We start from the raw sequence: 13,348 nt of genomic DNA, 5'->3' as shown, positions 1-13,348 counted from the left end.
GGCTCCGTCGTGTCAGTGCGATCTCGGCGCGCCGAGCGCGGTGACCAGGCGGGTGACGGGACTTTCCGCGTTGTACTTCGTGGCCAGTTCGCGCAGCCGATCCGGGTCTGCGGGTGCGGTGGGCAGGGTGTCGGCGCGGGAGAGTTCGACCTCGGCGTCGCGGACCACACGCACGACGGGGGCGGCGGCCTTCAGATAGTCGTCCGCGGCGCGGAGTTTGGCGCGCACGCCCGCGGCGAGTTCGGATTCCGGGTCCTCGACCGCGGCGATCAGGGCTTCCAGCGATCCGAAGCGGGTGATCAGCGTCGACGCCGATTTCTCGCCGATTCCGGCGACGCCGGGCAGCCCGTCGGAGGCGTCACCGCGCAGGGTCGCCAGGTCGGCGTAGGCCGGACCCGCGTTCGGCACGGGCACACCGTATTTCGCGGCGACCTCGGCTGGGCCGAACAGTTCGGCCTTGGCCAGACCGCGACCGGCGTAGAGCACTCGCACCGGCGGCGCCGGATCGTCGCGGACCAGTTGCAGGAGGTCGCGATCACCGCTGACGACCACCACCGGATCGGTGCGTTCCCGCGAGGCGAGGGTGCCGAGTACATCGTCGGCCTCCAGTCCCTCCGCGCCGCCGGTGGCGATTCCCGCCGCGGCGAGTACCTCCAGGATCATGTCGACCTGCGGGGTCAGTTTGTCGGGTACTTCCTCCGCGCCGTCGGCCGCGCCGACCGTCGTGTCGAGGCGGTGCGCCTTGTAGGAGGGCACCAGGTCGACGCGGAATCCCGGGCGCCAGTCCAGGTCGAGGCACACCACCAACCGGCTCGGCGAGTGTTTGGTGATCAGCGAGGCGACCATATCGGTGAAACCGCGCAGCGCGTTCACCGAACGACCGTCGGGGGCGGTGATCTTGTCCGGGATGGCGTAGAACGCCCGGAACCACAGGCTGGCCCCGTCGAGGAGCAGCAGGGGCGCACCGGAAGTCGCAGAGGTCACGCGCAGAGGCTACCTTTCCGCGCCGACAAGTCCCCGGACTTCGCCCTCGCCGCACCCGCGTCGCGGGGCGGAAACCGCACCTCACCTTTGTTCCGGTTCGCGCGGCCACGGTCGGCGGGTAACGTCGGACCCTATGAGTTCGCACACGGAGTCCAGGTTCGCGGCGGATGTGTACGGAGAGCGGCTGGAGCGGGCGGTGGAGTTGATGCGGGTCGCGCATCTGGACGCCCTGCTCATCACGCCCGGCCCCGATCTGCGGTATCTGATCGGCTCGGCGGCCGAATCCTTCGAACGGCTGACCTGCCTGGTGATCCCGGCCGACGGTGCGACACCGTCGGTGGTGATCCCGAAATTGGAGTTGGCCTCGCTGTCCGGTTCGGCGACGGGTGAACTCGGCCTACAGATACTCGACTGGGTCGACGGCGTCGACCCCTATCAGCTGGTGAAATCCACCCTGCACGCCGGTTCGCGGGTCGCGGTGGCCGACGCGATGCCCGCTCTGCATCTGATCCCGCTCGCCCAGTCCGTCAGCGGCCTGCCCGCATCGGCCACCCCGGTCCTGCGTGAATTGCGGATGATCAAGGGGGACGCGGAAATCGACGCGCTGCGCCGGGCGGGCGCCGCCATCGACCGGGTGCACGCGCGCATGGGGGAGTTCCTCGCCGCGGGGCGCACCGAAGCCGAGGTCGGCGCCGCGATCGAACGGGCGATCGTCGAGGAAGGCCATCTCGAGGCGGCGTTCGTCATCGTCGGCAGCGGCCCGCACGGCGCCGATCCGCACCACCACGTCTCCGAACGTCGGATCGAACGCGGCGACGTGGTGGTCATCGATATCGGCGGCCCCGTGGAACCCGGCTATTTCTCCGATTCGACCCGGACCTATGTCCTCGGTGAACCCGCCTCCGAGGTGGCCGCGAAATTCGACGTCCTGGAACAGGCGCAGGCCGCCGCGGTCGCCGCGGCACGTCCGGGCGTCACCGCGGCCTCGGTGGACGCGGCGGCGCGAGAGGTGTTGACCGAGGCCGGTTTCGGCGCGGCGTTCGTGCACCGCACCGGCCACGGCATCGGGCTGTCGGTGCACGAGGAGCCCTACATCGTCGCGGGTAACGACCTGGTGCTGCGGCCGGGTATGGCCTTCAGCATCGAGCCCGGCATCTACTTCCGCGGCGAATGGGGTGCGCGTATCGAGGACATCGTCATCGTCACCGAGGACGGTTGCGAGTCGATGAACCACCGCCCGCACGGACTGACGGTGCTGTAGGTGACCGCGGCGGAGTGAACCGAGCCGCCACGGCTCCTTGTCCGGCGCGGTCACCGGGCGATACGGGGCGAAGCCATATCGGCAGTCGGTGTCCTCGGCGAGTGCGTGGGGCGCCGGTGCGCCCGGCGCCGTACGCGGTGCTGTTCAGCGCAGGGTGCTGCTGGACAACACGCGGGCGACCTGGATCGCCAGCACGACGCGCGTCGGGTTCTCCCGGGGAACCCGGTAGCGGCCCGCGTAGCGCGCCACCGCGTCGGCGACGTCGGCGGGATCGTCCAGGACGGTGGCGGGCCCTTCCAGGGTGAGCCACCGGATTCCGTCCACCTGGCTCACCGCCGCGTACCCGGAGCGGCGCGTGTTGCGCACTTTCACCGAACCGTCGTTGGTGATCACGCGCGCGATCCCGGCCTCGGGATCCCAGGTGAACCCGACCGCGACGACGTGCGGGGTGCCGTCGGCGCGCAGGGTGGTCAGGGTGGCGAGATGCCGTTCGGTCACGAATTCGAGGGCGGTCGGCGTCAGTCGCGCGGTGGTTGTCGGCATCCCCCGACCGTAGCCGCCGATGTCCGCGCAGGTCACGAGGGGACCGGTGGCGGCACGGGCGCACGGCCGGCAATGACAGACTGTCCGCATGGGATTGCGAGGTGGGCGTGGCATCGCCGACGGGCCTGTGCTGGTGCTCGGCGGACGCAGCGAGATGGGTATCCAGGTGGCGCGGCGGTTGGCGGCCGGCCGGACGGTGATCCTGGCCGCCCGTCGCCACGGTGACCTCGACGGCGAGATCGCGACACTGCGAGACGCGGGGGCCACGGACGTGCACACCGTCGAATTCGACGCCGACGACACCGCGAGCCATCCCGCGCTGCTGGAGAAGATCGACGCCGAGCACGGCGGGATCGGCGTCGCGGTGCTCGCCTTCGGCGTACTCGGCGATCAGGCACGCGCGGAACAGGACCCGGCGCACGCACTGGCGGTGGCGCACACCGATTACCTGGCCCAGATCAGCGTGCTGACCACCCTCGCGAACCTCATGCGGGCCCGTGGCTCGGGGCAACTGGTCGTCTTCAGCTCGGTGGCGGGCGCGCGGGTGCGCCGCGCCAACTACGTCTACGGGTCGGCCAAGGCCGGACTCGACGGATTCGCGACCGGATTGTCGGATGCCCTGCGCGGCAGCGGCGTTCGGCTGCTGCTGCTGCGTCCCGGTTTCGTCATCGGGCGCATGACCGAGGGCATGGAACCGGCCCCGCTGTCGAGCACCGTCGATCAGGTCGCCGACGCGGTGGTCCGTGGCCTGCGTCGTGGCTCCGCCCGCGTGTGGGTGCCTCGGATCTTCCAGCCGATCTACGCCGTCGTCCGTTTCGTCCCGCAATCGGTCTGGCGTCGGATGCCGCGGTGACGAAGGTATGGCCGGGCCCTCCGATCGCGGTGATCGGGATCGGCGCCGACGGCTGGGACGGACTCGGGGCGACGGCGCGGCGCGAGATCGCGGCGTGCGAGGTGCTGTTCGGCTCGCCACGCCAGTTGGCGCTGATTCCCGACGACGTCACCGGCGAGCGGATGCGGTGGCCGTCGCCGCTGGTACCCGCCCTGCCCGGTCTGCTGGAGACCAACGCGGGCGCGCGGATAGGTGTGCTGGCCAGCGGTGATCCGATGTACTACGGGATCGGTGTCACGCTGGCCCGACTCGTCGGCGCTCGAGCGCTGCGGGTGTTCCCGCAGCCGTCGTCGGTATCGCTGGCCTGTGCGCGGCTGGGGTGGCCGCTGGCCGATGTTCCGGTGGTGAGCGTGGTCGGCAGACCCCTGGCGACGGTACTGCCCGAACTCGGCGACGGACGCCGGATCCTGGTGCTCAGCGCCGATCAGCACACCCCGGCCGCGCTCGCCGAACTTCTGCGGGACAACGGTTTCGGCGCGTCGAACTTGACGGTGCTCGAACAACTCGGTGGCCCCGACGAGTGCCTGGCGTCCGGTGTCGCGGCCGAATGGCGAAGGGGCGAGGGCGATCCGCTGAATATCGTCGCGATCGAGTGCGTGGGCGATCCGGCCCGTGCGCGGACCACTCGGGTGCCCGGCCTGCCCGACGAGATGTACAGCGGCGACGGACAGCTCACCAAATCCGAGGTGCGCGCGCTGACGCTGGCCGCGCTCACGCCCGCGCCGGGCGAACTGCTGTGGGATATCGGCGGCGGGTCCGGCACCATCGCGATCGAATGGTGCCGGACGCATCCGGCGTGCCGGGCGGTGACGTTCGAACAGCACGAGGCGCGACGTCGGCAGATCGCGGGCAATGCCGCCGCGCTGGGCGTGCCGCAGGTCGTCGTCCGCGGCGCGGCCCCCGAGGAATTGGCGATCGTGGCCGCCGAATCCGGATCACCCGACGTGATTTTCCTCGGCGGCGGGCTCACGCAGGATGGCCTGCTCGAGACATGTTGGTCGTATGTGCGACACGGCGGCAGGTTGGTGGCGAACGCGGTCACCGCCGAATCGGAATCGCTGCTGCTGACCTGGGCCGACAGTCACGGAGGTGAGTTGCGAAAGTTTCAGATCTATCGGGCCGAGCCGCTCGGCGGCTTCACGGCGTGGCGCCCACAGTTACCGGTAACTCAGTGGTCGGTACGGAAAATACTGTCGTAGCAGACTGGAAATACCGGAACTGCAGGTGAAACAGCGGGAGTCGGGCGGTAGGGTCGGTGGCCGAGATCCGATAGTTATCGGACTTCAGGTTTCTAATGGGGAGATTGATGAAGTACAAGAAGTTCGCCGCCACCGCGATCCTCGCGGTCGCCGCCACCGGCATCGCCTCCGGCACCTCCGGCGCCGCGCCCTCCGCACCGGCCCCGGCCGTGCAGAATCAGGCCGTGGCCGGCGTGCAGGGCACGGATCAGGGCGTCGGCTACACGGTGCAGGCGCTCGACAAGTCGATCGTCGCCGCGGTCACCGGCGGATCGTTCGCCTTCGACGCCGACAAGAAGTACGTCACGGTCACGAACGCCGACGGCGCGGTGGTCACCTCCATCCCGTTGCAGGCGAAGGTCGGTGAGGAGCTGATCTCCATCGCCGCCACCATCGATCCGACGGCGCAGCAGTTGACGCTGACCCCGGATGCCAAGCCCACCGCCGACGCGGTCGCCAGGCACGCCGAGGCCATCGGTTCGCAGGACTGGTTCTTCAGCGAGTTGCAGCGCGCGTCCCTGGGCGCCGTCATCGGCGGGATCATCGGATTCTTCTTCTTCGGCATCGGCCTGCCGGTGGGTGCGCTGATCGGCTTGCTGATCGCGGGTGGTCCGAACCTGATCAACGCGGGCATCGCCTACTTCAGCGGGCAGCCCTGAGGGTTCTGATTCTGGGCGGTTCCCAGGAAGCCAGGGAACTCGCCGCATCGACGTCCGGTGAGCGGGGATTGGAGATCGTCTCCTCGCTCGCCGGTCGCGTGCGCGATCCGCATCTGCCCGAGGGGCCGGTGCGGATCGGCGGTTTCGGCGGCACCGAGAAACTTCGCGACTGGCTGGCGGCCGAGGATATCGGCGCCGTCGTCAACGCGACCCATCCCTTCGCCGCGAGAATCGGCGCGAACACCGCCGTCGCCACCGCGGCGCTCGGCATCCCGCTGTTGCGGATACTGCGTCCCGCGTGGAGCGAACAACCGGGTGACCGCTGGACCAGGGTCACCGACCTCGACGCCGCCGCTCGAGCCCTGACCGCATTCGGCGACCGGGTCTTCCTGACCATCGGCCGCCAGGGCGTCGGCGCGTTCGCGGGCCTGACCCGGCAGTGGTTCTTGATCCGCGCCATCGACCCGCCGGAAGGCGCGCTGCCGCCGAAGCACGAATTGCTGCTGACCCGTGGACCTTTCGCGGTGGACGACGAGATAGCGCTGCTGTCCGACCGGCGGATCGACGTGCTGGTGACCAAGGACAGCGGCGGCGATCAGACCGAGGCGAAACTCGTGGCGGCCCGCGCCGCCGGACTACCCGTCGTCGTCGTCGACCGGCCCGTGCTGCCCGAGGGCGTCACCGCGGTGGAAACCGTCGAGCAGGCGCGGGAATGGTTGCTGCGCACGGCGGTTCGGTCCGATCAGGATTCCATCCGCTGAACCCGGAGCAGGTCGGGGAGGCGCTCGAACCATTCGAGGACGGCTGTTTCGTAACCGATGCCGAATTCCAGGGTGGCCCGCTGGTGCGGGGTGAGGGTGTCGGGGTCCTCGGCCCGGTACCGGTCCAGCCGCGTGTGGTGGATGGCGCGGTTGGCGGTGATGATCCGGTCGAGATGACGCGGATCGAGGTGTTCGCCGAAGGACAGCGTCAGCAGCAGCGGGACGCGGATCGTCTCGCTGCCGGGGTCGCGGCCGATCCATTCGCGGAAGGCCGCGCGGCCCGCGTCGGTGATCCGGTACGGCGTCCGGTCGCGCGCACCCGCCTGCCCCTTCTCGACCAGGCCCGCGCTGTCCATCGCGGCCAGTTCGCGGTAGACCTGGCTCTGGGTGATGGTCCAGAAGTCGCCGATGCGCTCCTGGGCGATCGTCACCAGATCCCATCCCGACATCGGACCCTCGTGCAGGAACCCGAGCAGGGAGGCCGCCGTGGAATTCAGGGATTTGCGGCGCTCGGTCGATCGGGTCTCGTTCGCTACATCCTCACGTTCCATAGTGGAATGTTAGCCGATCGACCCCGCGAGACGAAGCGAGGCCGTCAGCGCGTGTATCGGCGGGACGTGTAGACCCGCGGCCCGGCGTCGGTGTCGAAGGACGCGGTGGTGGAGGAGCCGATGATCAGCAGCGTGCGCATATCCACCTCGGCGGGATCGAGTTCATCGAGGGTGACGACCCGCACCGACTCGGTCGGTCCGCCGACATCGCGCCCGAGCACCACCGGTGTATCGGGTTTGCGATGTTCGAGCAGCAGCTCGCGCATGGCGGCGACCTGCCAGGTGCGCTGCGACGAGGCCGGGTTGTAGATCGCGATCGCCATATCCGCCGCGGCGACGGCCGAAAGGCGCTGTGCGACAACCTCCCATGGCTTGAGCCGGTCCGAGAGCGAGATCATGGCGTAGTCGTGTCCCAGCGGCGCGCCGACCCGGCTGGCGACCGCGTTCGCGGCGGTGAGGCCGGGCAGGACGCGCACCGGAACCCCTTCCCACTGCGGGTCGGCCGATTCCTCCAACACGGCGGCGGCCATCGCGAAAACCCCGGGATCGCCCGAGGAGACCACCGCGACGCGCGCACCCTTGCGGGCGAGATCCAGTGCCATGGCGGCTCTTTCGGATTCCACCCGATTGTCGCTGGCGTGCCTGCGCTGGCCGGGGCACACCGGCACCCGGTCGATATAGGTGGTGTAGCCGACGAGATCGGTCGCCTCATCGAGCGCGCGACGCACCTCGGGGGTCGTCCACTCGGCCGACCCCGGACCGAGCCCGACGACGACGACCTCACCCGCCGTGCTCGGCGTCACGGAGTCGTCGGCGGTCGCGGGCGACTCGACGACCGCGTGCTGGGCCGCGGCCCGCACGACCGCGCGTGGAAGCGGGGTGGTGGGCCGGGGACCGGGAACCAGGGTGATGGAGAAGTACGGGACGTCGGCGTCATCCACGTCTGCGGCGCGCAACACGCGCTGACGGGTGCTGCTCGCGCGCTCCACGTAGTAGGCGTCGTCGAGCCGTCCCGAATCCGCGAGCGCCTTGCGCACACCGGGGTAGGTGCGGCCGAGTTTCATGATGGCGGCGGCCTCGGTGCCGCGGAGCCTGCGGGTCAGTTCGTCGGTCGGCATGGTCCCCGGCAGCACCGTGAGCACCTGTTCGCCTTCCACCAACGGGGTGCCCAGCGCCGCCGACGCGGCGCTCACCGAGGTGATGCCGGGGATGATCTCGGCCTCGAAGCGGTCGGCGAGCCTGCGATGCATATGCATGTACGAGCTGTAGAACAGCGGATCACCGGCGGCGAGCAGCGCGACGGAACGACCGGCGGCCAGATGCGCCGCGAGGCGTTCGGCGGCCTGTTCGTAGAACTCGTCGATGGCGCCCTGGTACCCGCCGGGGTGATCGGTGGTCTCGGTGGTCACCGGGTAGACCAGATGTTCCTCCAGCTGGCCCGCCCGCATGTACGGCGCGGCGATACCGCGCGAGATGCTGCGCCCGTGCTTGGCGCTGTGGAAGGCGATCACATCGGCGGATTCGATCACCCTGGCGGCCTTGACGGTCACCAGTTCCGGGTCGCCGGGGCCGAGCCCGACACCCCACAGCTTGCCGGGTGCGCTGATCTCGGTCATTCTTGTTCGCTCGCAATCGCATTCAGCGCCGACGCGGTGATGGCGCTGCCGCCACGCCTGCCCCGGACGGTCAGATACTCGATACCGCCGAAATCGATCAGCGCGTCCTTGGATTCGGCGGCGCCGATGAACCCGACCGGGATGCCGAGTACGGCGGCCGGGCGCGGGGCGCCCGCGTCGAGCATGTCGAGCAGGTGGAACAGCGCCGTCGGCGCGTTGCCGATGGCGACGACCGCGCCGCCGAGCCGCTCGCCCCAGAGTTCGAGCGCGGCCGCCGAGCGGGTGTTGGTCATCTTCGCGGCGAGTTCGGGCACCCGCGGATCGGCGAGGGCGCAGATCACCTCGTTGTCGGCGGGCAGACGTTTGCGGGTGACGCCGGAGGCGACCATATTGGCGTCGCACAGAATCGGCGCCCCGGCGCGCAGCGCGGCCCGCGCCGCGGCGACGACACCGGGGGAGAAAGCGATGTCATCGGCCAGATCGACCTGTCCGCACCCGTGGATCATCCGCACCACGACCTGCGACACATCCGAGGGAAAGCGAGCCAGATCGGCCTCGTCGCGGATCGTCGCGAACGAGCGCCGATAGATCTCGGCCCCGTCGGTGAGGTAGTCGGCACGCACGTCGGACATGCGCACCACATTAGGAGGGCGAGGCGAGCACGATCACGCCCGGGTACCGCTTCAGGTGCGCGGACGTTCCAGGATGCGCGACATCACGAGGGAACTGCGGGTGCGCCCGACCCGGGTGTTCTCGCGGATCCGCTCGACGGTCGACTCGATTTCGGCCATATCGGTGGCCATCACATGCACCAGGGCGTCGGCCTCGCCCGCGATCGTCCAGACGCCGACCACCTGTGGGATCGGTTCCAGGCTGCGGCGCAGTTCGGCCGGGGTGATGTTGTCGCGGTAGTAGACCTCGACGTAGGCCTCGGTGGTCCAGCCGAGCGCGGCGGGGTTGACCAGCGCGGTGAATCCGGTGATCTGCCCGCTCGAGACCATGCGATCCACCCGGCGCTTCACCGCGGGAGCCGACAGTCCGATGCCGGAACCGATCTCCTGGTACGAGGCACGCGCCGAACGCAGCAGGTGCCCCAGAATTCGGCGGTCGATGTCGTCCATGTCACATTCTCCTCGCGCTACGCAACAAATCGCCATATTTCCCGTTGATTGCGCAATGAATTGCTATTTCTGGCGCAATGATAGGCGAATTATGGTCGTGGCAGTGGAAGATTCGCGACTACCTCGGGAGCCACGTTGACCTCTGTAGCCACCATGCCCACGTCGGAGTCCGATCCGGTCCGGCGGCAGTCGACACCGCGACGGTTCGTGATGTGCCGCCCCGATCATTTCGGGGTTTCGTACTCGATCAACCCCTGGATGGATCCGGCCCGACCGGTCGATCGCTCGCTCGCGCTGTCCCAGTGGGAGGCGTTGCGCGTGGAATTCGAGCGCCACGGCCACCGCATCGAGGTCGTGCCGGGTGTGCCGGGCCTGCCGGATATGGTCTTCGCCGCCAACAGCGGTGTGGTCATCGGTGGGCGGGCCATGTCGGCGCGGTTCACCCATCCCGAACGCGCGGCGGAGGGCCCCGCCTATCACGAGTGGTTCGCCCGGCGCGGATTCCGCGAGCTCGTCGCGGCCACCGAGGTGAACGAGGGCGAGGGAGATTTCCTCCGGGTCGGCCGTCGAATCCTGGCCGCCACCGGGTTCCGCAGCTCGCCCGCCGCCCACCGCGAGGTCGAGCGCTATTTCGGTCGCCCGGTGGTCTCGCTCGAACTGGTCGACCCGCGCTTCTACCACCTCGACACGGCCCTGATGGTGCTGGACGAGGACAATATCGCCTACTTCCCCGAGGCGTTCAGCGCCGACAGTCGCGACATCCTGGCCGCGCTGTATCCCGATGCCGTCCTCGCCGACGACGCCGACGCGATGGTGCTCGGCCTGAACGGGGTGTCGGACGGATTCAACGTGTTCATCGCCGCCCGCGCGCACGGTCTCGGGGAGGCGTTACGCGCGCAGGGATACAACCCGGTCGGCATCGACATGTCGGAACTGCTCAAAGCGGGCGGCGGCGTGAAATGCTGCACCCTGGAACTGCATTAGCGCCGCTCAGTCGACCCGGTAGCCGTCCGGCATCGCGGTGATCTCGGTGACCGCGCCCGGCGGCCGTCCGCAACGACGTTCGCAGCCCGACCAGTGCTGGCGTCCGCCCGCCACGACCATCGCGGCCTCCACCGGATCGGCCGGTGGAATGCCCGCGTCGTCGCGGGTGGGCAGTACCCGTCCCGATTCGACGGCCGCGGCCGTGTCGGCGCGGACATCGGTGCGCGATTTCGCGCATCCCGGTTGCCCGGCGCAGGCGCTCACGCGCAACCAGGGCGAGTCCGCGTCGAAGATCATTCCCATCGGCGCGAGCACCCGCACGACCTGTTCGGCGGCCCACTCCTCCAGGTCGACCACGAGCAGACTGCGCCACGGGGTGACGTAGATCGGGCGCTGTACCGCGGCCAGGAATTCGGCGACCCGCGCGGGCAGCGTCCCCAGGCGCACCCCGGCGCCGAGTGCCACCGAGCCGTCGCCCTGATCCAGCCAGCCGATCGGAATATCCTGGTACGCGACGAATTCCAGGCGTTCGTCACCGGGGGAGAGGCCCAGGTGCTCGATGACCCGGGCCGCGCCGTCCTCGATGTCGCGCAGCCGCCACTGCCCCGAATCCAGGTCGAGGAATCCCTCGGCCGCCGCCAGCACGAGATCGACGGCATGCGTCGCGCCGACCCGGATACCGCTGTCGGACCCGGCGAGGACCAGTGCGAATTCGTCGGCGCGCACGGCGTGTACGCCGATATCGCCCGCCAGTCCGCTCACATCGCCGCGTCCGTCGTCGAGGGTGAACAGCACACGCCCGGGCAGATCGGCCAGCCGCGCCGTCGCGCGCAGACCTTCGTCGAGCGCGATCACCCGATCGCGCACATCGGCCAGTCCGCCGAGCCGACCCGACAACGGCGACGCGACGATATTGCGCACCCGCTCGTGGGACCGGCTCGGCAGCAGTCCGGCGGCGGCGAGCCGATCGGTCAGCGCGACCGCGTCACCCACCTGCCGCAATTGCAGATTGCCGCGCGAGGTCAGTTCGATGTTCCCGTCGGCGAGATCGACGCTGATCGCGGCCAGATCGGCCAACTGATCCGGCTCCAGCCTGCCGCCCGGCAGCCTTATGCGGGCCAGGGGTCCGTCGGCGGCCTGATGTAGCCGCAGGACACCGGGGCAGGAATCGGGAGCACGTCGAGTCATAGCACTGCCAGCCTACGACCGGCTCCCGCGCGTCGCCGGGCGCCCGGCGGGAAAATGCGCGTGCGCGGCGGCGGGAGCGGTGAGTAGGGTCGATCCATGTCCGAAACCTCCTACCTCGCAGATCGTTTCGCGATCATCGAGGTCGTCACCCGCATGTTCGTCTACACCGATCAGAAGCGCTGGGACGAACTCCTCACCGAGGTGTTCACCGCGAACGTGGATTTCGACGGCGGGCTTCGGTGGTGATGTCGCCATCCGCCCCGCCGCCGATATCGTCGGCGACTGGCGCACCGGTCTGAGCGATCTCGACGAAGTCCACCACCAGGCCGGGAACTATCTGGTCGACCTGGACGGCGACACCGCCGCGGTGCACGCCGACGCCATCGCCGTCCACGTCAAGAACAGCGCGGCCAACGGTGCGACCCGCACCTTCGTCGGTAGCTACGCCATCGGCGCGGAACGTACCGCCGCGGGTTGGCGCGTCGACCGCTTCCACTATCACCTCAAGGTCATCGACGGGAACGCCGATCTGACCTGATCCCCCGTTACGCGGTGGCATCACCGGAGCCGGGGGAACGTGCCCGGCGGGTGACCGACGGCCGAGAACCTGCCGCGCGGCGGAACCTCGTCGCCAGGCGATCGAACGCCACCGCGAGTTCGTCGCTGTCGATCACCTCGATGTCGACGTCGAGTTGTGCCATCCACAGCGCAAGCCGGTCCGGGTCGTCGGAACCCAGTTCGACACGGCACGTGGACTCGTCGACCACCTCGATGTGGACCGGGATGTGGATCTTCGCGGCGACCCGGGCGGCGGGAGCGTGGACGAATACCCGGGCGCGGTACTTCCAGGCCGCCCTGCTGACGCGTCCGACGACGTACTCGACGGCATCGTCCTCCGGGACCGCGCGCGGCTGGAACCGCGCACCCGTCGGTGCGTGCGGAATCATGCGGTCGACACGAAAGATCCGCCAGTCGGCACGGTCGAGATCCCACGCGAGCAGGTACCAGAGCGGCCCCCAGGTCACCAGCCGTTGCGGTTCGGTGTGGCAGGCCCGTTCGGCGCCCCCGTGCTTGGTGTATCCGAACCGGAGCCGTTCGTGGCCGCGGATCGCGGCGGCGACCGCGCCGAGAACCGAGAGATCCAGCGGCGGTTCAGCTCCCGGAACGACGCTCATCGCCTCGCGTACCGCCTCGACGCGCCGACGCAGGCGTGAGGGCAGCACGTGCTCCAGCTTCGCGAGCGCGGTGAGCGAGGTCTCTTCCACGCCGAGCCTTCGGGTCGCGACCGCGCCCAGCCCGACCGCGACGGCGACGGCCTCGTCGTCATCGAGCAGCAGCGGGGGCATCGCCGTCCCGGCGGCCAGCCGGTACCCGCCCGCCACGCCGGGGCGCGCGTCCACGGGATAGCCGAGCGAGCGTAACTTGCCGATGTCGGCGCGCACGGTCCTCGTGCTCACCTCGAGCCGACCCGCGAGTTCGGAGCTCGTCCAGTCGCGCCTGAGCTGGAGCAACGACAGCAGTGCGAGCAGGCGGGCCGAGGTCTCCAACAT

General features: G+C 69.6%; 16 protein-coding genes. 8 read left to right on the top strand and 8 right to left on the bottom strand.

Going from position 1 to position 13,348, the window contains the following annotated elements; genetic code table 11:
- Window positions 1–12 precede the first annotated feature (12 nt).
- Window positions 13–984: a 5'-3' exonuclease H3TH domain-containing protein gene (locus tag OG225_RS20500; RefSeq protein ID WP_405183134.1), complete on the bottom strand. Its 972-nt coding sequence runs from the start codon at window positions 982–984 to the stop codon at window positions 13–15.
- 133 nt (window positions 985–1,117) lie between these two features.
- Between OG225_RS20500 and OG225_RS20495 the strand changes: the two genes are divergently transcribed.
- A complete protein-coding gene (locus OG225_RS20495; RefSeq protein WP_405183133.1) occupies window positions 1,118–2,245 on the top strand; it encodes a M24 family metallopeptidase in 1,128 nt (375 codons plus the stop codon).
- A gap of 144 nt (window positions 2,246–2,389) precedes the next feature.
- On the opposite strand, the gene OG225_RS20490 is transcribed toward OG225_RS20495, so the two are convergent.
- The gene (locus tag OG225_RS20490) at window positions 2,390–2,788 is read right to left on the bottom strand and encodes a PPOX class F420-dependent oxidoreductase (RefSeq protein ID WP_216910228.1); all 399 of its coding nucleotides are present in this window, start codon (window positions 2,786–2,788) and stop codon (window positions 2,390–2,392) included.
- A gap of 88 nt (window positions 2,789–2,876) precedes the next feature.
- On the opposite strand from OG225_RS20490, the gene OG225_RS20485 reads away from it, so the two are divergent.
- The 4 genes from OG225_RS20485 to OG225_RS20470 all read left to right on the top strand — a co-directional run bounded on the left by OG225_RS20485 (window position 2,877) and on the right by OG225_RS20470 (window position 6,338).
- Window positions 2,877–3,641, top strand: a complete 765-nt coding sequence (locus OG225_RS20485) for an SDR family NAD(P)-dependent oxidoreductase (protein ID WP_405183132.1) — start codon at window positions 2,877–2,879, stop codon at window positions 3,639–3,641.
- A complete protein-coding gene (gene cbiE / locus OG225_RS20480; RefSeq protein ID WP_405183131.1) occupies window positions 3,638–4,879 on the top strand; it encodes a precorrin-6y C5,15-methyltransferase (decarboxylating) subunit CbiE in 1,242 nt (413 codons plus the stop codon). The genes OG225_RS20485 and cbiE overlap by 4 nt, the downstream gene beginning before the upstream one ends.
- A gap of 107 nt (window positions 4,880–4,986) precedes the next feature.
- Window positions 4,987–5,577, top strand: coding sequence for a hypothetical protein (locus OG225_RS20475; protein WP_405183130.1), 591 nt, complete (start codon window positions 4,987–4,989; stop codon window positions 5,575–5,577).
- The gene (locus OG225_RS20470; RefSeq protein WP_405183312.1) at window positions 5,574–6,338 is read left to right on the top strand and encodes a cobalt-precorrin-6A reductase; all 765 of its coding nucleotides are present in this window, start codon (window positions 5,574–5,576) and stop codon (window positions 6,336–6,338) included. Before OG225_RS20475 ends, OG225_RS20470 begins: the two co-directional genes overlap by 4 nt.
- Here the strand turns inward: OG225_RS20470 and OG225_RS20465 are convergent.
- From OG225_RS20465 to OG225_RS20450, 4 genes are read right to left on the bottom strand one after another with little or no spacing between them, the layout of a single operon-like run.
- Window positions 6,320–6,889 carry a PadR family transcriptional regulator gene (locus tag OG225_RS20465; RefSeq protein WP_405183129.1) on the bottom strand — a complete coding sequence of 190 codons (570 nt, stop codon included), beginning with the start codon at window positions 6,887–6,889 and terminating at the stop codon, window positions 6,320–6,322. The genes OG225_RS20470 and OG225_RS20465 overlap by 19 nt on opposite strands.
- Window positions 6,890–6,933: 44 nt before the next feature.
- Window positions 6,934–8,505, bottom strand: coding sequence for a precorrin-2 C(20)-methyltransferase (locus tag OG225_RS20460; RefSeq protein WP_405183128.1), 1,572 nt, complete (start codon window positions 8,503–8,505; stop codon window positions 6,934–6,936).
- Complete coding sequence (locus OG225_RS20455) at window positions 8,502–9,137, bottom strand: precorrin-8X methylmutase (protein ID WP_405183127.1); 636 nt, start codon at window positions 9,135–9,137, stop codon at window positions 8,502–8,504. Before OG225_RS20455 ends, OG225_RS20460 begins: the two co-directional genes overlap by 4 nt.
- A gap of 51 nt (window positions 9,138–9,188) precedes the next feature.
- A complete protein-coding gene (locus OG225_RS20450) occupies window positions 9,189–9,626 on the bottom strand; it encodes an Lrp/AsnC family transcriptional regulator (RefSeq protein ID WP_216910216.1) in 438 nt (145 codons plus the stop codon).
- Window positions 9,627–9,779: 153 nt separating this feature from the next.
- Here OG225_RS20450 and ddaH point away from each other — a divergent pair, with 153 nt between their 5' ends.
- The gene (gene ddaH, locus OG225_RS20445; RefSeq protein ID WP_216910281.1) at window positions 9,780–10,610 is read left to right on the top strand and encodes a dimethylargininase; all 831 of its coding nucleotides are present in this window, start codon (window positions 9,780–9,782) and stop codon (window positions 10,608–10,610) included.
- A gap of 6 nt (window positions 10,611–10,616) precedes the next feature.
- On the opposite strand, the gene cobG is transcribed toward ddaH, so the two are convergent.
- Window positions 10,617–11,798, bottom strand: a complete 1,182-nt coding sequence (gene cobG, locus OG225_RS20440) for a precorrin-3B synthase (protein ID WP_405183126.1) — start codon at window positions 11,796–11,798, stop codon at window positions 10,617–10,619.
- A 96-nt stretch (window positions 11,799–11,894) separates the two neighbouring features.
- On the opposite strand from cobG, the gene OG225_RS20435 reads away from it, so the two are divergent.
- Both OG225_RS20435 and OG225_RS20430 read left to right on the top strand, forming a co-directional pair.
- Window positions 11,895–12,044, top strand: a complete 150-nt coding sequence (locus OG225_RS20435; RefSeq protein ID WP_405183125.1) for a nuclear transport factor 2 family protein — start codon at window positions 11,895–11,897, stop codon at window positions 12,042–12,044.
- The gene (locus OG225_RS20430) at window positions 12,019–12,336 is read left to right on the top strand and encodes a nuclear transport factor 2 family protein (RefSeq protein ID WP_405183311.1); all 318 of its coding nucleotides are present in this window, start codon (window positions 12,019–12,021) and stop codon (window positions 12,334–12,336) included. The genes OG225_RS20435 and OG225_RS20430 overlap by 26 nt, the downstream gene beginning before the upstream one ends.
- Before the next feature lie 7 nt (window positions 12,337–12,343).
- On the opposite strand, the gene OG225_RS20425 is transcribed toward OG225_RS20430, so the two are convergent.
- Window positions 12,344–13,348: a helix-turn-helix transcriptional regulator gene (locus tag OG225_RS20425; RefSeq protein WP_405183310.1), complete on the bottom strand. Its 1,005-nt coding sequence runs from the start codon at window positions 13,346–13,348 to the stop codon at window positions 12,344–12,346.

This window comes from Nocardia sp. NBC_01377, from assembly GCF_045040005.1.
Classification (GTDB): Bacteria; Actinomycetota; Actinomycetes; order Mycobacteriales; family Mycobacteriaceae; genus Nocardia; species Nocardia noduli.
The sequence above is the reverse complement of the archived record's forward strand: the minus strand, read 5'-3'. Positions and strand labels throughout refer to the sequence as shown.